A 22,643-nucleotide genomic window follows, 5' to 3' on the forward strand; every position below is an offset into this window, starting at 1 on the left:
TGGCCCCAAAGCTTTCAAATGGCTTTGGGGCAATCTAAACAAACCACAAAAGCCGCAAGTCTCCAATAACCCTGGAGATTTACGGCTTTTGTGGTTTGAATGTAGCGAAGTTTTATGTAGCAATGTCGCTGAATTAAAACTTGTTGTAGTAGATCTTTACGCCAAATAAATGACATTTGATGCATGATGATTGGTGCCGCGCGCTGGTTTGAGATATGAACTTACTGAACCTGAGACTCATGCAATTGCGCTGACTCCCGGTGCCGCCGACTCATGAATACCAAAGACAATGCAATTACCGTGAGGATAATCCCAAGCATTTGAAACCCCTTGAAGCTAAACGTACCTCCCATTACGATAGCTATCAATAATGAAGAGATAATGGTTCCCAGATATCTGGATGTGTTAAATAATCCGGATGCTACACCGATTATTTCTTTTGGAGAACTTTGGAACAGGGCTGCTTGCATACCTACATTGTTCAAACCGTTGCTAATTCCGAATGCAGCTAAAGCCAAACACACGCTGATAACCGGTGAAGTTGGATTCAATGTCACGAGCCATACTGACCCCAATGTCATCAGAATTGCGGACACCAGCAATGCCGGTCTGGGTCCTGATTTATCGATCCATTGTCCTGCAATTGGAGAAGTAATTAGCGAGCACAAGCCTAAGCTTAGCATGAGAATGCCTGTTTGGAACTCGCTGACATGACGTACCATTTGCAAGTAGGACGGAAGCCCGAAAAAGAGCGAGTAATATAGTACATTAACGAGCATGAATTCAACATTCACCCAAGTCATTGCAGGGTACTTGGCGAATGTACGTAAAGGAATAAAGGGTGATGTCGCTTTTAACTCATGTCGTACGAATATCCCCAGCGCAACGAGACCTATCAGCCCGACAATTACATTTACTAATGAGATATGTCCAAATGATTTTGCTGAGAGTAATCCGACGAGCAGGGTAACCAAAGCCACTGTGAAGAGTAGAATCCCTGATGCATCAATCAATTCAAACCATTTACGAAAGGACATATTGCGTGCTACGGATGTTGGCAGTTCATCCTTAGGAATATTCCTCCAAGCCAATACAAAGCTGGCCACCACAAACGGAATATTGATGATAAAGATAGCAGGCCAATTCCACCAATGAATCAAGACCCCGCCAATAAAGGGGCCAATTGCTGCTGCTCCAGATAGGAATATGGACAAAACAGACAGCGCAGTTGCTTGTTTCTCTGTAATATGAATTCGAACAATAGCCATTCCAACCCCAACCATCATGCTTGTTCCGATGGATTGCACAATGCGGAACACGATGAGCCACCCGAAATTTGGTGATAATGGAGCCAATAATGATGCAATGAAGGCTACAACAAGCCCGGTAAGAAATATCTTTCTACGACCGAATAAATCGCTGGCTTTTCCCATGACAGGTTGAGCGATGCTACTTGCAATGTAGAAAGAAAAAATAATCCAGGAAACACCTGTAAAGTCAAGCTGGAACACATTTTGCAGACTTGGAATTGCAACAGAAACCATCGAAGAATTTAATGGGTTCAATAGTATCCCTAGACCAACTGAAATCATTAACCACCAGCTGCGAACGCTCATTTCTGGTCCCCCCATAGCGAATTAATGTCATCGTACTTGAAACCGATTATTTATTCCAACGCATTTGATGTTATAATCTCATTGACTTGGGGGAATGAATGGAGGATCATAATGGAACTTCTTCAACTGCAATATTTTCTGACGGTAGCTCGTTTGGAACATGTGACCGAAGCTGCACGAAGTCTGCACGTTACTCAATCGTCGCTGAGCAAAACGATTCAGCGCCTGGAGGAAGATCTGGGGGTTCCTCTATTCGATCGAACAGGGAGGAAACTGCGATTGAATGAGTTCGGAAGCAGATTCCTTCACCGTGCAGAGAGGGCTTTATTTGAATTGGAGCAGGGGAAGCAGGAGCTTAGTGATTTATCCAGCCCGGATCATGGCACTCTCGAATTGGCGGTGACCACCGCTAGCACATTACCCAATATCCTTCGAGAGTTTCGGAAAAAGCGACCCTATATTCAATTTCATGTGCAAATGCTGACCACGCAGGAAATGGTAACGCTTCTTCATAGAGGCGAGGTCGATTTTTGCTTGTCCTCACCCCCAATAGAGGGAGATGACATCGAATGCCAAATCGTGTTTATCGACCCAATCCTTCTAGCTGTTCCAAAAGGGCATCGGCTGGCAGATCGAAGCAGTGTAACGTTGACAGATCTAAGGGATGAATGGTTTGTCGGTGTAAAGAAAGGCTACGGTACTCGCGATTTAGTGGACTCTGTATGCAAATCGGAAGGATTTGTACCTAAATATGTGTATGAGGGGGATGAACCTGCAAGGCTTAGTACTCTTGTGGAAGCTGAAATTGGCATAGCCTTCATACCAAGCACGGCAAGGAATTCACGGGAACATCTTAAATATCTCCAAGTAGAAAATCACGAGCTGGTACGGGAGATTGCTTTATTATGGCACAGGAGTCGGTATATTTCGCGGGCTGCTCTGGAATTCCGTGAGGTAGTTGTAGAATATTTCGAAGCGATATCCAAACAGACAAATTAATCCCAAATATAAGCGAAATAAAAAACATTAACAGAAGCGGTAGCGTAGGACATGTTAACAAAACGTCCTAAGCGGCCGCTTATTCTTGTATTCAACTGCAAAATTTGTAATTTCGATTTGTACGCTGCCATACACACACGTCCAGCTATTGAAGGAGTTTTGGTTTGTACTAACCCATCCTTCTCAGCTGGCGAAACTGCTCCGGCGTGATGCCTGTATGCTCTCGAAACCTCTTGATAAAATAGCTGCTTTGATGAAAGCCGGTTTCCAGTGCAATCTGCTTTACAGTGAGTGCCGTGGATACAAGGAAATGTTTGGCCAGCGTTATTCGGCATTGGAGCAAATATTGAGCTGGAGTACTACCCATGATCTGATGGAAGAGTCGGCTAAAATGAAAGGAGCTATAACCTGACGTCGCAGCCATTGTCTTCAAATCGAGCATGTTTCGACAATGCATACGAATATATTCCGCCGTATGACGAATCCTCTCATGGACGGTGCCGCCGGGAGAGGTGCCGAAAATTTGGTGGGAATGATGGACGATCTCCAGAAGGACTTCGTAAAGCAGGGAAGAGATCCGTACATCATAGTCGTGACGGTAAGTTTGGGCAAGTTGCAACATTTCTTCCATCAGCGGTTTTAAACGTTCTGGCCGGTGGAGCGAGAACAGATACGGTTCATGCATGCTTCGACCTTGTAATAGCGAATCTACATCCTGCCCGTCAAAATGAATCCATTGGACATCCCAGGGATCCTCGGGTTTAGTTCGATATTGCTGCGTCGTATGCTTGCCGAAAAGAAAGCCCATGCCAGGGGTAAGCTCGATTTCCTTCCCATCATGCACAATAACGCCTTTGCCTGCAAAAATGATATGTAAATTGTATTCTTTCAGTAATCCTGCATTCCTTCGCTCCCCATGATTGGGGAAGTGCTTGTAACGCCCTAACGATTCGGGAAACAGCATACCTTTATTTAGAATGGGCGAAGGAAGATAACAATCTATTTTAATCATGTATCCATCTCCTTGAGTAAGTTAGCAAAAAAGTAATTCAATTAGCAAAATCGAGTTATTCTAATCCTTTTATTCTTATATTACAATAGATACGATTATCAGAGAATCACATTTTTGTACTATCATTTCTACTGAAGGAGAATTGGAGCATGCCGAAATCCTTATCTTTAGATCGCTTTCATTTGGGAGCTTGTTATTATCCTGAGCACTGGGACGAATCGTTGTGGTCGGACGATCTCATAAGAATGAAGGAACTGGGCTTCAGCATCATTCGGATTGGAGAATTTGCTTGGTCGATCTTCGAGCCGGAGGAAGGAAAGTTCGAATTCACGCTGTTTGACCGTTTCTTGGAGCAGGCAGACGCGAACGGGATTCAAGTGATCATGGGCACACCAACAGCTACGCCACCGGCATGGCTTACTTATAAGTATCCCGAGGTGCTGAACGTATCCATGGAAGGAGTCACGTTCCAACACGGTCAGCGTCGGCATTATAACTACAGCAGTCCCGTTTATTTGGAGCTTTGCGCACGTATTACAAGAGAGATGGCACAACATTACAAAGATCATCCGGCCATCATTGGGTGGCAAATTGATAATGAACTGAACTGCGAGATAAACGTCTTCTATGCCGAGGCAGATCATCAGGCTTTCCGGCGCTGGCTAGAGGCAAAATACGGTACGTTGGGGCAACTCAACAAGACCTGGGGTGCTGTATTCTGGAATCAAACTTATGACAGCTGGAAGCAGGTCCATCTAACTCGTCCGACCGTATCCGGGTCAGAGAATCCTCATCAGGCTTTGGACGAGAAGCGATTTATATCCGATAACACCATTTCGTTTGCCAAGCTACAAGTGGACATACTTCGGTCAGTAGCGCCTAATCAGTGGGTGACAACCAACGGTGTATTCGGGCATTTGGATAGCCATAAAATGACGGATCAACTGCTTGATTTTTTCTCGTACGATTCTTACCCTCAATTCAGTACCATTTATCCGGACCAAGGGGAGAAGCCATTGCTGGATCGCAAGTGGGGGCTTTCTTTAAGTAATGTCAGAGGGATGTCACCAAATTTCTGCGTGATGGAGCAGCAATCCGGTCCAGGAGGATGGGTGAACAGGATGGAGATGCCATCTCCGCGCCCGGGGCAGATGCGATTGTGGACCTACCAAAGCATTGCTCACGGAGCAGACATGATTTTGTATTTCCGCTGGAGAACGGCAACGTTTGGTACGGAAATGTATTGGCATGGAATTAATGATTATCACAATCAGCCGAATCGTCGGGTCGCAGAAGCAGGCCGCGTCGGAAAGGAGCTGCAAAAGGTTGGAGGGCGGATTCTTGGCAAACGTTACGTGGCAGAGGTTGCTCTACTTCGTGACTATGATAACGAGTGGGATGGCGAGTTGGATAAATGGTATGGTCCCTTGACAAAGCAAAGTGAGCTCGGCTGGTACAAGGCACTGCAGTATGGACATATACCTTCGGATATGGTTACAATCCGTCCGGGTATGGAATCAGAACAGCTGCGGGAACTGGCCAATTACAAGGTGCTGGTATACACGCATCCGGCGATCCTACGAGACAGTACGGCAGCTATGTTACAGAAATATGTAGAGGATGGGGGCATCCTGATCTTCGGCTGCCGCACCGGTTATAAGAACGAGTTCGGTCAATGCCGCATGCAGCCACTCCCAGGCCCTGCAGCCGCAATGAGCGGCGTTCACGTAGAGGACTTTACGATGATAAATGGGACAGCATCACCTGTATCGGTGCGATTTAAGGATCAAGCTCTTGATTTTTGGGCTCCAGGCTTCAACGATATATTGAATGTTCATGCTGATACGGTAGAAGTACTCGCAGAGTACGCATCAAGCTACTATGAAGGGAAACCGGCCTTGACCGTCAACCGTGTCGGCAAGGGACTGGTCTACTATTGGGGTGCAGCTTTTGACTTAGCGTTAGCGGCTGAGCTCCTAAGACAGCTGCCGGTGACATCTCCGCTTGCGGGGTGGTGCAAAGCTCCTTCGACGGTAGAAGTCGCTATTCGTGCGGATGTACAAGAAGAGCTGGTATTTCTACTGAATTACAGCGGAGAAACGGCTCAGGTTAAACTGAGTGTTGAGACGGAGGAGCTCCTTTCCGGTAGCAGGCTTACTGGTACCGTACCTTTGGAACCGTATGGAGTATGGGTATTAAAGAAAGATTAAAATGAAGAGAGCATCAGCCGCTGATCTTAATCCGAAGATCAGTGGCTTTTTATTGCATATAGCAAGGGAATAACGTGTTGCTTTTGTGTACAGGGTTCGGCTCAATAATCGCTGTCTTTCCTATGGGTTCTTGAACCAGAGAAAACGGACATGATCGGTATTTAATACAAAATTAATAATTTAATACAAGTTTATTGACTCTTTCAAAGCATACAAGTAAACTTATTGTAATATAATCACAGTAAATTGAGATGGGTGATGCAATGCTTGAGCTTAGTTTTGATGATCCGGACAAGCTGGTAACGGTTACGCATGCTTTATCCACCCGTTCCCGAGTTGATATTCTCCGCCTCTTGATTTCTAAAAACCTTAATATTGTAGAAATAGCGGAAGCTCTTCAACTTCCGGTGTCTACGGTAGCCAACAATATCAAGGTTCTGGAGGCAGCTAGACTGATTAATACAGAGCTGCTGCCTGCCTCTCGCGGCGCGATGAAGATGTGCAGCCGCAATTATGATGACATTCATATTGCGCTAAATCTTGAAAAAGCAGTACCCAAAGGGGATGTACAGATCTACGAAGTGGACATGCCGATCGGTCATTATAGCGATTGTGAGGTTTCACCGACGTGCGGTATGGCCAATGCAGACGGGATGATCATACGCGAGGACGAACCGGCGAGTTTTTTCCACCCGAAGCATATCGGAGCCCAGATGATATGGTTCCGCAAGGGCTATGTCGAGTATTTAATGCCGCTCGAAATACCGGCAGGAGCGCGAATAGAATCGCTTGAGCTATCGATGGAAATGTGTTCTGAAGCACCAAACTATGACAACAATTGGCCTTCTGATATTTCCTTGTGGGTTAATGGCGTGGAGATTGGCATGTGGACGTGTCCCGGTGATTTTGGAGACAGGCGCGGCAAGCTGAATCCTGCCTGGTGGTATGAGTGGTCTACCCAGTATGGGTTGCTCAAGACCTGGCGAGTAGATAAAGAGAAGACTGCGCTGGATATGGAGAAGGTTTCCTCGGTTACACTGGATCAGCTCAACCTGCAAAACAGCCACAAGTTGCGTCTGCGGATCGGAATTAAGCCAGATGCGGTGCATCAAGGTGGGCTCAACCTGTTCGGAAAGCAATTTGGAGATTATGATCAGAATATCAAAATGACTGTGAATTATGTCATGGATTGAGATATTGGTGAAGTGGATAGGCTTTAGTTGCAGGTGCTCTGTAGCTAAAGCCTTATTCAGTTTATTAGTTACATAAAATTAACTTGAAAGCGTTGACATTAAAAATGCATCGCTATATAATCCCCTAAAGATACAATAATAGTGTAACAAATTGATTTTATTGTTTGTATTTCGCAGCCGAAACAAAGGGGAGACACTCGCATGAAAAAAATTGGATGACTGTTTGGGGCCATGCCAATATCGAAAATTTATGACCAGGAAGCAAAGGATGACGATCGGACCTACAGCTGATAGCAATACACTGTAAAGTCATCAGGCTAAGGCGACTAATTATATATCAAAGGATAGGTGGAAACTGTATGACTACAAACGCTTATATCAAAAATTATCCAAGGCCGCAATTTGTCCGCAAAGAGTGGCTGGATTTGAATGGGGAGTGGGATTTCGCCTTCGACGACGGCAAAATGGGTGAAAGCGAGCAATGGTATCATCATTTTCCGAAGGGAGCCAAAATCCACGTACCTTTTACTTATGAAACCAAGGCAAGCGGGATCGGAGTCGAGACCTTCCATCCGGTGGTCTGGTACTGCAGGAGCGTGCAGGTCCCGCAGGAGGCAATAGCGAAAAGGACAATTCTACATTTTCAGGGTGTAGATTATAAAGCGAAATGCTGGGTGAACGGAATTATGGCTGGTGAGCATGAAGGAGGTTATGCTGCGTTTTCTTTCGACATCACACCCTATATCACTTACGACTCGGAGAATAGCATCGTGCTTAAAGTGGAGGATAGTCAGAGCTGCACGCAGCCCCGGGGAAAGCAGCGTTGGGTGGATCAAAACTTTGAATGCTTTTATGTACAGAGCACCGGAATCTGGAAAAGTGTGTGGATTGAATATGTGAATGAGGTAAGAATCAATGAGGTCAAGATAACACCGGATATCGACCGTCATATGATCCGCTTTGAATTTCAGCTCATGGGTATCGAGGGTAAAGATAATTTACGCCTAGAGACACGGATTACGCTGAAAGGACAGCATGTGAAAAAGGTCAGCTTATCTGCCGACAGGCCCTGGATAACGGTAGAGGTCCATGTATTTCATGAAGCCGGTGGTCCATGGAAGCAGTGCTTGTGGTCACCGGAATCGCCAAACTTGTTCGATGTAGAGTTTATTCTGTATGAGGATGAGAAAGTGAGCGACAGGGTGTATTCTTATTTTGGCATGCGGAAAATATCGATTGAAAACGGGCAGATTCTATTGAATAATGGCCCTCTCTACCAGCGGCTGATTCTGGATCAGGGCTACTGGCCGGAAACACATCTGACTCCGCCGTCTGAAGAAGCCCTTATCGAAGATATCGATAAAATAGCCGCGATGGGATATAACGGGGTTCGTAAACATATGAAGTTGGAAGACCCTCGCTTTTTATATTGGTGTGATGTGAAAGGCATGCTCGTCTGGTCGGAAATGGCGTCGACCTTTGAGTTCAATGATCAGGCGGTTAGCCGCTTTACGAAGGAATGGCTGGAAATCGTGCCACAGCAGTACAATCATCCAAGCATCATAACTTGGGTCCCGTTCAATGAATCGTGGGGCATATCGACCATTGGACATGATGTAAGGCAGCAGCAGTTCACGCAAACCATCTATCATCTGACGAAGACGATTGATCCGTATCGTCCGGTGATTACCAATGACGGTTGGGAGCATACAGTCTCGGATATTTTAACCCTTCATGATTATGTGGAGACGGGCGAAGAGTTTTTGGAGCGATATCAGGACAAGGAAAGCATTGTAAACAACAGCATCTCCTTTAACAATTGGAAATATGCCTTTGCAGAAGGATATACCTACCGGGGACAACCAATTATCATAAGCGAATTCGGCGGCATTGCCTTCCAGACGGACAAGGGCTGGGGATACGGAAACCAGGTGGATTCAGTCGAAGCTTTTATCGAACGTTTCCGTGCAATCACCGGAGCAATTAAAGCGACCCCCTATCTCTCGGGCTATTGCTATACACAGGTAACTGATGTACAGCAGGAAGTCAACGGATTGTTGACGGAAGACCGAGAACCGAAGGTTCCGCTTGAAGTGATTCGGGAGATAAATCTGGCTTGAAAAGATAATTAAATTTCTAGAACGGCTGCATGATGTTGTCCAGTCATTGCTGCATTCACCTGTCGTACAAGACTTTTGTTACACACAGCTGACGGACGTGGAACAGGAATCAACGTTCTGCTGACGCATGATAGATAACCGAAGATGCCGACCGAACAAATCAGAGCCATTATGGAAGGCCGCCTTTCCTCTTCGGTTGGAGAATAAGAGGAAGTATATGAATACGGCATCTTCAGCATTTAGAGCTAAATAAACAAAGTGTCACTGCTGTTAACCATAAAGTTTAACTTGGGATAGCAGTGTTGGAAAACGGGACAACTTTTCGCACACAGGATTTTTAGTAGAAAACTGGATTTAATTATTTTGGTTTTTTGTTCCCCACTCACATAACCCTTCCAAAACAGGTAATAGCGTTTCTGCTTTATCTGTGAGACTGTACTCGACTTTAGGGGGGACTTGAGGATATTCTTTTCGATTCACCAGACCATCCGCTTCCAATTCTTTTAGTTGTGAACTCAATGTTTTATAAGTAATAGCTCCTATCTGTCTTTTCAGATCATTAAAGCGAACTGTTCGGTTTTCGGCTAGGAGATAAATAATAACCATTTTCCATTTACCACCAATCAATGAAACTGTATAACCAAAAGGTGTATCTTGAATATTTTTAACTTTACCTTTAAATTCAGTCATACTCATGTTTACACTATCCTTTCGGGTAGTACCTATCAAAATAGTGCGTACTACGTTTTTATTTGTGTTCAGTTTATACTAACCTTACTTTTGAAGTAAAGGAGAGAAAAACATGACTAAAAAAACAATACGCCTGTTAATGCCACAATGGCAAGGGGGAAACAATCCTAATTACTCTTTTGGAGCCGAACTGCTTGCTTGGCTAGCTCCGGATAATGAACAACCCCTTATTCATGTTCCAGTTCAAGCTTATAAGGGGACTCCGCTTGAAAACGAAAACGGTATGAATGGGAGAAAACAGCTACTTGAACAGTTAGAGGCTGCTCAGCATATCATTGATGCTCATAAGCCAGATCGCATTGTAATGTTTGGTGGTGACTGCTTAGTGGAACAAGCTCCATTTGCCTATTTGAACGAACGATACGGTGGGGAATTAGGTTTAATTTGGATCGATGCTCACAGTGATTTAGTTAGATATGTGGGCTATGACAACGGTCATACATTACCGCTCGGAAATCTTTTGGGAGAAGGAGATGAGGAGTTCGCAAAACATGTGAAAATCCCACTAAAACCTGAAAATGTCTTTATCGCGGGATTAGCGGCTCCTACAGAACAAGAAACAGAAGTCATTTCAGAAGCGTTTCAAAGACTAGATATAGCTCCTGTAGAATCAGACACAGAAGTGATTCAAAGACTAGGAATTAAAACTGCAGGAACCAAAGAGTTAACGAATAGTACTGAATCTATAAGAGAGTGGATTAAAGAAAGTGGCATTAAGCACCTAGCTATTCACCTTGATTTAGATGTGCTTGACCCAAAAGCATTTCGTTCTTTATTATTCGCCAACCCTGAAGCACCTTATAATTTTTCTCCTGCGGGAACAATGCAAATGCCTCAGCTACTTAATCTGATTAAAGAACTATCTGAAGAAACAGATGTAGTTGGATTAGGTATAACGGAGCATATGCCGTGGGATTCTATTAACTTAAAGAATCTGCTTGGAGAGATACCTATTTTAATATCTTAGGATAATCGTTTATTATTTTATATTATCTTTTTTAAAAGGACAATCAATCAAGGAGAAGGGGGCGTATGATTTCAGGAAAGATAGGGCGATTGAATATAAATTAAAATGAGGGAGTTGACCTGTAGGGATATGGTCTTTTTATCAGTTTGTCTGTTTGTACTCCGCTTATACTTTTCGGAAGCTACACATTAGGCGAATATCCCCTATAATGGATTCTTAAAACTAAATTACAGGAGCGTCTTAGTATGTCAAAATACGTTGAAATCGGTTACCCAATATATGAAGGAATGCCTGTTTATCCAGGATTGCCAGAAGTGAAGTTAGAGCCTAGAGAGCGTTTGGACAAAGGGGATGCCTGGAATGGAAGTGTGTTAAGTATGTATCTTCATGTCGGCACCCATGTCGATGCACCGTGGCATCATTTAAATAACGGTAAGGGAATAGATGCTGTTCCGATTGAAGAATTCATCTATCGAAAACCGCTATTAATTGATTGTCCTCTTAATCCGAACGGCTTTATTACCATTGAAAAGCTTCAGGAATATGAAGAGCTGCATGAAGCGGATATTCTCATCTTTAATACAAGCTATTGGAAACACCGAGATACGAATTTTGAGAAATACGCTAATAACTTCCCAGCCGTCTCTCCCAAAGCAGCGGAATTCATCCGTAAAAATTTGCCGAACTGCAAAGCTGTGGCCATTGATACCATAAGCATTGAAAATCTGGAAGAAGCCAAAAGAAACGGCTATTTTGTTCACCATGCCTTCTTAGACCATGAAAAATATGAAGAGCCGACAATGCTCATTTACGAAGACATAAACCCTGCACCATTAATTGGTAAAAAGCTCTTATCTGCTTTCACAGCACCACTTCGCATTAAAAATCACGATGCATCTATGGTTAACATCATTGTTGAAGTCGAAGAATAAAAGCAAACGAGGAACAATAAGTTGATGGAACACAGGTGCAGACTTTAGCACTGCAAGGAGAGACAACAACATATACGCATAAGAAGTCGCCATTTTGGCGGCTTTTTTGTTTTAGCGAAAATCTACGCTAAGCCTTCAGATGTAATCAACTTATTTTGATAGACGTTGGTTAGCCGCTATCTATTTGTTTTGCTTTTTATAACATGGCGTGTCAAATGTGCGGGCATAAATTCTTCTATATAGCACCATAATAACAATAATTTGAAAAAAATATTTTCATAAGAATGAAAAGGAAAATATTACTTTAAGCATATTCTTATCTCTAATATTCTTTATGAAGTTGAATTCTAGTTGTTATAAGGATTATTTTTTACTCTTATAGAACTATTTTAATCTATTCATTTGAGGTCGATATAATTGAGGTGCTTTTATTCGTAAAAGTCAAATTTTATAAGGAACTGGTATCAACTCGCTAGAATGAAAAATAATGTAGCATGCAATCAGAAGTGTCATAGGGAGAAATATCACAGTGAAATCAATTAAATGAATACGATGGTAAAAATCGACCAGCCGTTCCTTTAGAGAGAAGGTGGTACATAAGAATATTGGGGATTCTGTTAATTATGAAAACGAGAATTAAAAAATGGAGGTTATGTTATGCACAAAAAATATGGAATGATTTACTTCTTACTTATTCTGTTAATCGCTTCGACTTTCTCACAGACAGCATCTGCACATACGGTGAATCCTAATGGACAAGCCACAACCAAGGAAGTGATGAACTGGCTCGCTAATCTGTCATCGGAAAATCGCGTAGTGTCAGGAGCATTCGGCGGGTACACTAATGCGTCATTTTCTATGACCGAAGCTAATCGAATTGAAAATGCAACAGGTCAGTCCCCTGCCGTGTATGGCTGTGATTATTCAAGAGGATGGATGGAGATTTCTAATATTGCCGATTCGATCGATTATAGTTGTAACACCGATTTAATCTCTCATTGGAAGAACGGAGGTATACCTCAGATCAGTATGCATCTGGCTAACCCTGCGTTTAACTCTGGAAATTATAAAACCCCAATCTCAAACAGTCAGTATGAAAGAATCCTAGACTCATCAACTGAAGAGGGCCAGCGATTAGACGCTATGTTAAGCAAAATTGCCGATGGCCTTCAGCAGTTAGAAGATGAAGGTGTTCCTGTTCTTTTCAGACCTCTTCACGAAATGAACGGAGAATGGTTCTGGTGGGGACTCACCGACTATAACCAAGAGGACAGCGAACGTATCACTTTATATAAACAGCTTTAAAAAAAAGTCTATCATTATATGACCGATACAAGAGGACTGGATAACCTGATATGGGTATACGCACCAGACGCCAACCGAAACTTTAAGACAGACTTTTACCCTGGATCTTCATATGTTGATATTGTTGGATTAGACGCTTATTTCTCAAATCCTTATTCGATTCAAGGATATGACGAGTTAACAGCTCTTGATAAGCCTTTTGCTTTCACAGAAGTCGGTCCGCAGGCAACCAATGGTAGTATGGATTATTCTTTATTTATCAATGCCATCAAAGAAAAATATCCGAAAACCATTTATTTCTTAGCTTGGGATGAGGGATGGAGCTCCGCAGCTAATAAAGGTGCCTACAATCTTTATAATGATGGTTGGACACTGAATAAGAGGGAAATGTGGGAAGGCAGTTCACTTGCATCATTTGCTGAATAATTGATCATTAGTTCGTTAAACAGGACTATGAAGAATGCAAGTTCTTCATAGTCTCTTAAAAAACATGTCCTTTAGGGAGTTACAATAACATTTGCATGATTCAGGCGCATTGTTATGAGTTTTTCAAATAGATTTTAAAACTTTTTATTAATCAAGGAATAGTACTGGAGTACAAAAATATATATGCTTTAGATCGCTTTGATGAAATTTCATCGCTGGAGGACGGTATAGAAAATCAATCGAAGCGAAATAAGTAATGTAACTCTAAATAGAAAGCGGTTAAAGGAGGAGTCTTTATAACGCCTCAGGGATGAAGATTTGAATAGAAAGCTATGAAGAGAGGGGGAAACCCAGAAAAGACAATTTAGGTAAATTAGTGAACTTCAAGAATAATGTAGAACTAATTAATCAGTCGTTTATTTATATGAATTGGAGGTTTTGGGGTGAAAAAAACCATAACATGTTTGATTTTGTTTGGTCTGCTTATTAGTCTGTTGCCAATCAAAAATGTGAGCGCTTCCGAAAACCTTGTTCTCACCAAATCGGCAACTGCAAGCTCCGTCGAAGATTCGAGTAAGGCGGCTGATTTTGCGATTGACGGGAATTCACTAACTAGATGGTCTTCACAATATTCAGATCCACAGTGGATAAGTGTAGATCTCGGCAATACTACCGAAATCAATGGGGTTACGCTTAACTGGGAAGCCGCTTATGCGAAGTCCTACCAAGTTCAAACATCAACGGATAATGATCATTGGACTACCGTCTATTCCACTACGACTGGAGAGGGAGGAATCGAGAAGATATCTTTCGAAGCAACAAACGCAAGATATGTAAGAATGAACGGCATTGAAAGGGCTACTAGCTACGGATATTCTCTCTGGGAATTCGAAGTGCATTCAGCCAACGAACCGGAGGATAACACACCTCCAACAGCCCCCTCCGGCCTGACTAGTTCCTCCGTATCCGATACGACGGTAAGCTTGAAGTGGACGGAATCTACAGACAATGTAGGGGTTGCCGGCTACGACATCTACAACGGATCAAACCTGATAGGCTCCAGTGCGTCAACGTCCTTTATCGTTACCGGCTTAACAGCTAACATGGCGTACAGCTTTTATGTGAAAGCCAGAGATACTGCTGGGAACGTATCGGCTGAAAGCAATGTGATTGATGTGGACACTAGCGCATCCGACACAAGTATTGTTTCAGGTGAAATTTATAAACTAACAGCACAGCATAGCGGAAAAAACCTAGAGGTAGCAGGAAACTCCACTGCCGATGGAGCCAAGGCGCAGCAGTGGACAGACAGCGGCAGACCCCAGCAGAAATGGAAAGTGATCGACGTTGGCGACGGATACTATAAACTGATTGTGCAATCCAGCGGTAAAGCATTGACAGTAGCTGGAGGCTCTTTCGAAGATGGTGCTAATGTGCAGCAATGGACAGACAACGAATTATCTAATCAAAAATGGAAGATTATTAGCGTCGGCGGCGGATATTATAAGCTGCTCGTTAAATCTAGCGGTAAAGCGCTGGATGTAATCGGGGGTTATACTAATGACGGGGCAAATGTACAGCAATGGGTCGATAACGGAAATGATCAGCAGAAATGGAAGTTTACGCTTGTTGAATCGACGGCTGATACGACAGCACCAACGGCACCAGCAAACCTGAACAGCTTTTCCAAAACAAGCACTTCGGTAAGTCTTGTATGGGATGCTTCAACAGACGATGTAGGTGTTACCAGCTACGATGTGTATAATGGAACAACCTTGGTCGATTCAACCAACACGACAAGTTATACGGTGACGGGGCTTACCGCCAATACAACGTATAGCTTCACAATAAAAGCTAGGGATGCAGCAGGGAATGTTTCCACAGCAAGCAATATCATAACTGTGACGACAAATGCTACCTCTGAGAATACAGGCTTTTATATTAATGGAACAACGCTGTACGATGCCAACGGAAATCCTTTTGTAATGAGAGGAATCAATCACGCTTATACATGGTATAAGGGGCAAGAGTTGGCAGCGATCCCTGCCATTGCGAAAACGGGAGCGAACACTATCAGAATCGTACTGTCGGATGGTCAGCAATGGACAAAAGACAATCTGTCTGAGCTACAGAATTTAATCACTTTATCAGAGCAAAACAAATTGGTTGTTGTCCTTGAGGTACATGATGGTACAGGGTCTGATAGCGCTACTGTATTGAATAATATTGCGAATTACTGGATTGAAATGAAAGGCGCACTCATTGGAAAAGAAAGCACCGTTATCCTCAATATTGCGAATGAATGGTATGGAACATGGGATGGCGGAGGCTGGGCGCAAGGCTATAAGTCTGTTATACCCAAGCTTAGAAATGCCGGCATCAAAAACACAATCATGGTTGACGGTGCAGGATGGGGGCAGTATCCGCAATCTATTTTCGACTACGGAACAGAAGTCTTTAATGCAGATCCACTTAAAAATACGATGTTTTCCATTCATATGTACGAATATGCCGGTGGAAATGCTGCTACAGTAAAAAGCAACATGGATAATGTACTGAATAAAAACCTGGCTCTGGTGATTGGCGAATTCGGCATCAAGCATACGAGCGGTGATGTTGATGAGGCTACCATTATGAGTTACGCTGAGCAAAAGGGAGTAGGTTATCTAGCATGGTCTTGGAAAGGAAACAGCGCGGGTCTCGATTATCTGGATATGGCTACTGACTGGGAAGGAACAAGTTTTACGGAACAAGGTCGCATTATTATTGAAGGTCCCAATGGTATTAGGGCGACATCGAAATTAAGCACAGTTTATAGCGGTTCAGCCGACAAATAGCCTTCTTACGCACTTTCCAATCTTGCGGGCGCATCACCGATATTTCTGATTATTTGTGTTGTATTATATGTACTAAATCCTCTTTTTCGGAAGGCAAAGGCCGATTTCTAGTATGTTAAGGAGAAATCGGCTGTTTTTTTAAAATTGTTCCCAGTGCAGCGCTTGAGTTAGCTCCGTTTGCTCAATTAATGCAATCTCCAACAAACCCAGAATACATGAAGCCATGCTCCCAGCTATTCCTTTGAAACGGTTTGGAACCCCTGAATTATTACAAAAATCCAACGAATTTAGTTTTATGAATGAACAGAGCTGAGAAATGACAACTTAAGAAAGTAGTATACATCACAATTTCCAAAGGAGGATATCTGTTATGGCTCACCAGAAGAAAAGGAAAGAAGCAGCCTGGAAGTCACGAAAGCAAGAACAGCATCCCCATGGTAAAGTCAAATCGCTCAAGGAGCTGTCCAGCGAATAGGAGTGAGGAGTATACTGCTTGGAAGAGAAGGACTGTCGGTGAAATTCACCGGCAGCCTTCTTTTTGCAATAATTTCGCTTACATAAAGAATTCCCTTAATGCTGCAACTGGATTTACTAACAACCATCTAGCTATTGCCTGTAAGCTTTTCAGATTGCGGACCTCATTAGGATGAAAACACCGATACAGCGTTCTACTATAGAGAGTATCTTCTTAAATTCGTTTTTCTGAAGGTTGCCTGTTCCGGCTAAGAATTGAAGCATCTCCTGTCCAGGAGATGCTTCTTCTACGTTATGATTGGGTAGTCTGAGATAAGCTGATTTATCAGGATATGATTGAATTCAGGAGACCCTGCTTCACCTGATCCGACAGTGGCATAAGTGGAAGACGCAATTGCTCGGCAGCAATAATCTCTTGCTGGGTAAGCCACCACTTGATCGCAGCCGGGGCTGGCTCTGCAAATACATGTTGGATCATCGGTTCCAGTAGCATGAAACTGTCTCGCGACCCGTTCATGTCGCCAGCCACAAAACGTTGGTATATATCCACATACTTCTGGATATTGAGATGAGCGGATGCAAGCATACCGCCGGCAGCTCCCTGGCATAGCATGGCATGGAAATAGGCATCCTCTCCGCAGAGGACAGGCTTAGTCTCGTACTGGGTCAATTTTAAAAGCAGATCAAGACCGCCCGTGCTGTCCTTGAGCCCAATTACGCCATCCAGGTCCAGCACTTTGCGTATTGTATCTATTGTCATGCGACTGCCTGTGCGAACTGGAATCTCATATACAAGCACAGGCAGGCCTACACGAGATACGACACGGAAATGCTCCAAGATTCCTTCCTGCGTCGGCCGGTTGTAATACGGAGTGACCACCATGGCTGCATCCGCTCCTAATTCAGCCGCCATTTCCGTCCGATGCACCGTTGAATAAGTATCGTTCGTTCCCGTGCCAATGACGATCGGAACGGTTTTGTTCATGCTCTTCAGAACATCCTGCGTCACCTGTACCATTTGCTTCACTTCATCCCAGGATACGGTTGGCGACTCTCCTGTCGTACCGTTAACGACCAGACCCTGGATGTCATGGCCTGCAAGATAGGTAACATACTTCCGGTACGAATCAATGTCCAACTTATAGTCACGCGTAAAAGGTGTAATCAGCGGTATGAAAATCCCATGAATATGTTGTTCGTTCATCATCATCAGTTATCCCTTCCCGTTGAATTAAATCTAATGTAACATAGGAGACAGCATCAGAGTTATCTATAATAAACGATGATTCTAATCAAAATTTTCGATGGGGTGGCCAGATTGGATTTCATTTATCTTCAGACATTTCGGGAAGTTGCCATTCGTGAAAGCTTTACAAGAGCAGCAGAAGTGCTCGGTTACGCACAATCCAGCGTCACGACCCAGATTCAGAAGCTGGAGAAAACGTATCAAGTCAAATTGTTCGAGCGCTACAGCAACAACAAGATTCGTCTTACCTCCGCCGGGGAAGAGCTATTCAAGCTTGCCGGACAAATGCTGGAGCTTTTTGAGCAATCGAAAGAAAAATTGGCTAAGCAGGGCGGGGGCTCCATGACGATCGGTACTATGGATTCCATCGCTTCGTATTTTCTGCCGCCGTATATGCAGGCGACTCGCAAAGAATACCCTGATCTGAACATACGATTGCATACGGATCGCGAAGAGATGATTTTGCACCAGGTCAGGGAAGGGGAGGCCGATGTCGGGCTGATCCTCGCGGACGATTCAAGCAATCCGGCCTTGCAGTGGATTACGATTCGAGAAGAACCGCTTGTACTGATTGTCCATCCGAACCATCCGCTTATCGATAAAGAGAGAATCGGCCTGGATGATCTGGTAGATGCCGAGTGGATTATGCCCGAGCATACGTGCAACTACAGACAACTGCTGGAGAGAGTGCTTCGAGCAAATGGAATCACCTATCGCGTGAGTCTGGAGCTGGGTAATCCGGAAGCGATCAAACGGAGCATCAAAACTGGAGAGGGTATATCCATTCTACCTCTAATGGCTGCACTGGAGGAGATTGAACGGGAAGAGCTGAAGGTGTTACCCTTTGAGCATGCTGAGCTCAAGCTGGAAATTCAGCTTGTTCTTCATCCCAAGAAGTGGGTGTCCAATGCATTGAGCTTTTTTATGGAGAGCATGAGAATGTAGATTTTCCTCCACATCAAAATTAATATACAGTATGAGCGCTTCCTAGTGGATACCAGAAGCGCTCACAGTTTAACGTGCCGAAGAGGATGAGGACTTAGAATGAAAAGAGGAAGCAAAGTTTATTCAAATTATCTACGTATTTTTTTGAAAAAAAGCAATCCATATTTGCATTCAAAACTTGACAGCAAGTAATTTTTTCACTAAATTAAATGCATGCGCATGTTTTTTTTAATTTGGTAATGTGCTAAAGCATTCGGTTACTTAATGTTTAATTAGAACAAGACGATCGACCTTACTGCCCAAGAATGGTGATATTTATGTTAATGGGAAAGGACAAAATATAATAATGAGGAGTGATTAGATGAAGGTTTTGGTGGTAGGTTCAAATGGACAAATTGGACAACACCTTATCCGTTTTTTGGAAGAAAACAAAGAACACACAGTCCGTGCGATGGTTAGGAAACAAGAACAAGCTGATGCTTATCAAAAACAGGGCGTTGAAACGGTCCTTGCAGATTTGGAAGGGACTGTAGACTCCATTGCAGAAGCCGCTAAGGGGTGCAATGCTATAGTGTTTACTGCTGGCTCTGGTGGGAAAACGGGATATGAAAAAACATTGTTAATTGATCTTGATGGTGCTGGAAAAACAATTGAAGCGGCTGAAAAGGCAGGTATTGATCGTTTTATTATGATCAGTGCAATTCAGGCGAATAACCGGAAGAACTGGCATGACAATATTATCCCCTACTTTGCAGCAAAGCATTATGCGGATAGAATGCTGGAAAGCAGTAGATTGAATTATACAATCATAAGACCGGGGATTCTTTTGAATGAAACGGGTACGGGAAAAGTGGCTGCTGCGGAGAATATCACCTATGGCAGTATCCCTCGTGAGGATGTAGCCCGTGCCATTGTGGCAGCTTTAGATGAGAAGAACACATACAAGCGAGCTTTTGATCTGATTACTGGTGACGTTTCAGTTGTCGATGCATTGCAAAAAATCTGAAGATAAGGATCAAGTATGAACCAAACAATAAAGAATTATTTGCACCAATTACATTGAAAAGCGGAATCACTCTGATGAATAGCGTAGTTATGGCTCCGATGACTACGTGTTCAGGCAATGCCGGTTGTACGATATAGACGAAGAAGTGGCTTACTACAACAAACGAGTAAATGGCGTAACTTACTTTGAAGTTTTGAAATCATGCCTAAAGTTGACAAATGAAACAAACATGTTAGTATATATGCGTGTGCATGCATTTGATTGATGTATTTCATAATATACCTCAGAGAGGAGTCTTTCTCACATGAAAGATTTATTTAGTCCCTATACAATTAAAGGTTTGGAATTGAAAAATCGCGTAGTTATGCCTCCAATGTGCCAATATTCGGTTGACAAAAAGGATGGGATAGCCACAGATTGGCATTATATACACTACGTTAGCCGAGCGGTAGGCGGAGCTGGCTTTATCATGATTGAAATGACAGATGTAGAGCCGGATGGTCGTATCTCCGATTTTGATCTTGGTTTATGGTCAGATGAGCAGATTCCTGCTCTCAAACGGATTGTAGATGCTTGTCACAGCTACGGTGCCAAAGTGGGAATCCAGATCGCGCATGCCGGACGCAAGGCGGAAGATGCTGAAGTTCCTGTAGCGCCATCTGCCATTGCATTTGATGAAAATTCAAAACAACCTCGCGCGCTTACAACAGAAGAGGTTAAAGGACTAGTTGAGAAATTTCGTGCTGCTGTAGCTCGCGCTGTCAAGGCTGGATTCGACACCATTGAAATTCATGGTGCACATGGCTATTTGATTCATCAATTTCATTCGCCGCTTACGAACAAACGGGAAGATAGATACGGTAAAGACCTTACCCTTTTTGGTCGGGAGATCATTCAGGCAGCGAAGGGCGAAATGCCGGAAGATATGCCGCTCTTGATGCGTATTTCTGCCAAAGAATACGTAGAAGGTGGATATGGTATTAAGGAAAGCATTGCTTTTGCCAAGGAATATCAAAAGGCAGGAGTAGATATGTTTGATATTTCATCTGGCGGTGAGGGACCTATAGCTGCATGGGGCAGACCAGGAACTCACGCAGCGTATCAAGTCCCCTTGGCAAAAGAAATCAAAGAAGCTCTGGATATTCCAGTGATGGCCGTTGGAAGACTAGAAGATCCAATTTTGGCGAATGCAGTTATCGGAAATGAAGAGGCCGATCTGGTTGCTGTGGGTAGAGGGATGTTGAGAAATCCTTATTGGTCACTGGAAGCCGCATCAAAATTGAAAAAAGAAACTGCAATCCCTACACAGTATACTACAGGGTTCTAAGACCGACTGTATGCATTATTGGTTGATCCTGCTTGAGTCAGCAAAATTCGGGACGGAAGATTGGACGATTTAATTTTGTAGAACTAAAAACATCAGGAGGTTCTTGGATAGTGCCTAACACAAGCACATTGTTCGAATCTACAAAAATAGGAAATATAGTGCTGAAAAATCGATTAGGTGTTGCACCTATGACACGCACGAGTGCTTCTCCAGAAGGCTTTGCAACGGATCAAATGGCACAATACTATGCTTCATTTGCACATGGCGGGTTTGGTTTGATTATTGTTGAGGGAACCTATACAGATGAACTGTTTAGTCAGTGTTATTTCAACCAGCCCGGGATGGCCACTGACGAACAGGCTAAATCGTGGGAAAAGGTGGTGGAAGCTGTTCATAAGGCTGGCGGAGCAATTATTGTTCAGTTAGAACACGCGGGTGCTTTATCTCAAGGTAACCGATTCGAATCAAATAAATTGGCTCCATCAGCAGTGCAACCACAAGGAGAGCAACTTGCGTTTTATGGCGGTGAAGGAGCTTTTTCGATGCCTGTGGAAGCAACGAAGAAAGATATTGAAAACGTAATTAAGGGATTTGTGAATGCTGCTGTTCGTGCCAAATCAGCTGGTTTTGACGGCGTAGAAATTCACGGTGCAAATGGTTATTTACTGGATGAGTTTCTTACGGACTATACAAACCAGCGAACGGATGAATACGGAGGTTCGCTCAGCAATCGTGTTCGATTGTTGGTTGAGGTATCAAGTGCAGTTCGGCAAGCCGTAGGAGAAAACTTTATAGTTGGGATTCGAATCTCCCAAGGGAAAGTAAATGATTATGAGCATAAGTGGGCTGGTAAAGAAGAAGAGGCAAAAGTGATTTTCCAACAGTTAGGACAGTCGGGGCTTGATTATATCCATGTCACGGAATATGAGGCTTGGCAACCAGCCTTTCAAGACAGTAGTAGGCAATCTCTTGCTGAACTTGCCAAGAAGTATGGAAACATTACAGTGATGGCTAATGGACACCTGGAAGACCCATCTAAAGCAAGTCAGATGGTCGAAAATTGTATAGCCGATATTATTACTTTGGGCAAAGGATCTCTTGCTAATCATAATTGGCCTGTCAAAGTTAAAAATGATGAACCGCTAGCTATATTTGACCAGGAAAAGATTTTAAGACCGAATGCAACGATAAAGGACTTTGAATTGGTCGATTAAGAAAAAAGTACGTCCTTTAGACCTTCTGTAAAGTACTCTATCAAGGTACTCTACAAAAGGTCTA

General features: G+C 43.4%; 16 protein-coding genes and 1 pseudogene. 13 read left to right on the forward strand and 4 right to left on the reverse strand.

Annotated elements, in window-relative coordinates; all coding sequences use genetic code 11:
• Positions 1-221 precede the first annotated feature (221 nt).
• Positions 222-1,616 (reverse strand): MFS transporter, encoded by a 1,395-nt coding sequence (locus KAI36_RS12460; protein ID WP_220027902.1) that lies wholly within the window; start codon positions 1,614-1,616, stop codon positions 222-224.
• Between the two features lie 111 nt (positions 1,617-1,727).
• Here KAI36_RS12460 and KAI36_RS12465 point away from each other — a divergent pair, with 111 nt between their 5' ends.
• On the forward strand, positions 1,728-2,615 hold the full coding sequence (locus KAI36_RS12465) for a LysR family transcriptional regulator (protein ID WP_220027903.1): 888 nt from the start codon (positions 1,728-1,730) through the stop codon (positions 2,613-2,615).
• Between the two features lie 169 nt (positions 2,616-2,784).
• Here KAI36_RS12465 and KAI36_RS12470 read toward each other — a convergent pair whose 3' ends face one another.
• Positions 2,785-3,627, reverse strand: coding sequence for a helix-turn-helix transcriptional regulator (locus KAI36_RS12470; RefSeq protein WP_220027904.1), 843 nt, complete (start codon positions 3,625-3,627; stop codon positions 2,785-2,787).
• 149 nt (positions 3,628-3,776) lie between these two features.
• Here KAI36_RS12470 and KAI36_RS12475 point away from each other — a divergent pair, with 149 nt between their 5' ends.
• From KAI36_RS12475 to KAI36_RS12485, 3 genes are all read left to right on the forward strand, one after another.
• Entirely contained in the window at positions 3,777-5,837 is a 2,061-nt protein-coding gene (locus KAI36_RS12475; RefSeq protein ID WP_220027905.1) for a beta-galactosidase, read from the forward strand.
• 263 nt (positions 5,838-6,100) lie between these two features.
• Positions 6,101-7,030 carry an ArsR/SmtB family transcription factor gene (locus KAI36_RS12480; protein ID WP_023988598.1) on the forward strand — a complete coding sequence of 310 codons (930 nt, stop codon included), beginning with the start codon at positions 6,101-6,103 and terminating at the stop codon, positions 7,028-7,030.
• Between the two features lie 359 nt (positions 7,031-7,389).
• Positions 7,390-9,150, forward strand: coding sequence for a glycoside hydrolase family 2 protein (locus KAI36_RS12485; protein ID WP_220027906.1), 1,761 nt, complete (start codon positions 7,390-7,392; stop codon positions 9,148-9,150).
• 354 nt (positions 9,151-9,504) lie between these two features.
• Here the strand turns inward: KAI36_RS12485 and KAI36_RS12490 are convergent, their stop codons facing one another.
• The gene (locus KAI36_RS12490) at positions 9,505-9,846 is read right to left on the reverse strand and encodes a winged helix-turn-helix transcriptional regulator (RefSeq protein WP_076294731.1); all 342 of its coding nucleotides are present in this window, start codon (positions 9,844-9,846) and stop codon (positions 9,505-9,507) included.
• A gap of 106 nt (positions 9,847-9,952) precedes the next feature.
• On the opposite strand from KAI36_RS12490, the gene KAI36_RS12495 reads away from it, so the two are divergent.
• The 5 genes and pseudogenes from KAI36_RS12495 to KAI36_RS12515 all read left to right on the forward strand — a co-directional run bounded on the left by KAI36_RS12495 (position 9,953) and on the right by KAI36_RS12515 (position 16,842).
• Positions 9,953-10,867: an arginase family protein gene (locus KAI36_RS12495; RefSeq protein ID WP_220027907.1), complete on the forward strand. Its 915-nt coding sequence runs from the start codon at positions 9,953-9,955 to the stop codon at positions 10,865-10,867.
• A gap of 245 nt (positions 10,868-11,112) precedes the next feature.
• Positions 11,113-11,799: a cyclase family protein gene (locus KAI36_RS12500; protein ID WP_220027908.1), complete on the forward strand. Its 687-nt coding sequence runs from the start codon at positions 11,113-11,115 to the stop codon at positions 11,797-11,799.
• 675 nt (positions 11,800-12,474) lie between these two features.
• Positions 12,475-13,530: pseudogene (locus KAI36_RS12505) on the forward strand (glycosyl hydrolase).
• 443 nt (positions 13,531-13,973) lie between these two features.
• A complete protein-coding gene (locus KAI36_RS12510; RefSeq protein WP_220027909.1) occupies positions 13,974-16,367 on the forward strand; it encodes a cellulase family glycosylhydrolase in 2,394 nt (797 codons plus the stop codon).
• A 370-nt stretch (positions 16,368-16,737) separates the two neighbouring features.
• Entirely contained in the window at positions 16,738-16,842 is a 105-nt protein-coding gene (locus tag KAI36_RS12515) for a DUF6254 family protein (RefSeq protein WP_023988604.1), read from the forward strand.
• Between the two features lie 324 nt (positions 16,843-17,166).
• Here the strand turns inward: KAI36_RS12515 and dapA are convergent, their stop codons facing one another.
• Positions 17,167-18,048, reverse strand: coding sequence for a 4-hydroxy-tetrahydrodipicolinate synthase (gene dapA / locus KAI36_RS12520; protein ID WP_220028111.1), 882 nt, complete (start codon positions 18,046-18,048; stop codon positions 17,167-17,169).
• A 75-nt stretch (positions 18,049-18,123) separates the two neighbouring features.
• On the opposite strand from dapA, the gene KAI36_RS12525 reads away from it, so the two are divergent.
• The 4 genes from KAI36_RS12525 to KAI36_RS12540 all read left to right on the forward strand — a co-directional run bounded on the left by KAI36_RS12525 (position 18,124) and on the right by KAI36_RS12540 (position 22,579).
• Positions 18,124-19,032, forward strand: a complete 909-nt coding sequence (locus tag KAI36_RS12525) for a LysR family transcriptional regulator (RefSeq protein WP_375162971.1) — start codon at positions 18,124-18,126, stop codon at positions 19,030-19,032.
• Positions 19,033-19,393: 361 nt separating this feature from the next.
• A complete protein-coding gene (locus tag KAI36_RS12530; RefSeq protein ID WP_220027910.1) occupies positions 19,394-20,038 on the forward strand; it encodes an SDR family oxidoreductase in 645 nt (214 codons plus the stop codon).
• A 304-nt stretch (positions 20,039-20,342) separates the two neighbouring features.
• A complete protein-coding gene (locus tag KAI36_RS12535; RefSeq protein WP_053325445.1) occupies positions 20,343-21,365 on the forward strand; it encodes an NADH:flavin oxidoreductase/NADH oxidase in 1,023 nt (340 codons plus the stop codon).
• Between the two features lie 110 nt (positions 21,366-21,475).
• Entirely contained in the window at positions 21,476-22,579 is a 1,104-nt protein-coding gene (locus KAI36_RS12540) for an NADH:flavin oxidoreductase (protein ID WP_220027911.1), read from the forward strand.
• Positions 22,580-22,643: the final 64 nt, after the last annotated feature.

This window comes from Paenibacillus sp. S02 (assembly GCF_019454065.1).
Taxonomy (GTDB): Bacteria; Bacillota; Bacilli; order Paenibacillales; family Paenibacillaceae; genus Paenibacillus; species Paenibacillus polymyxa_B.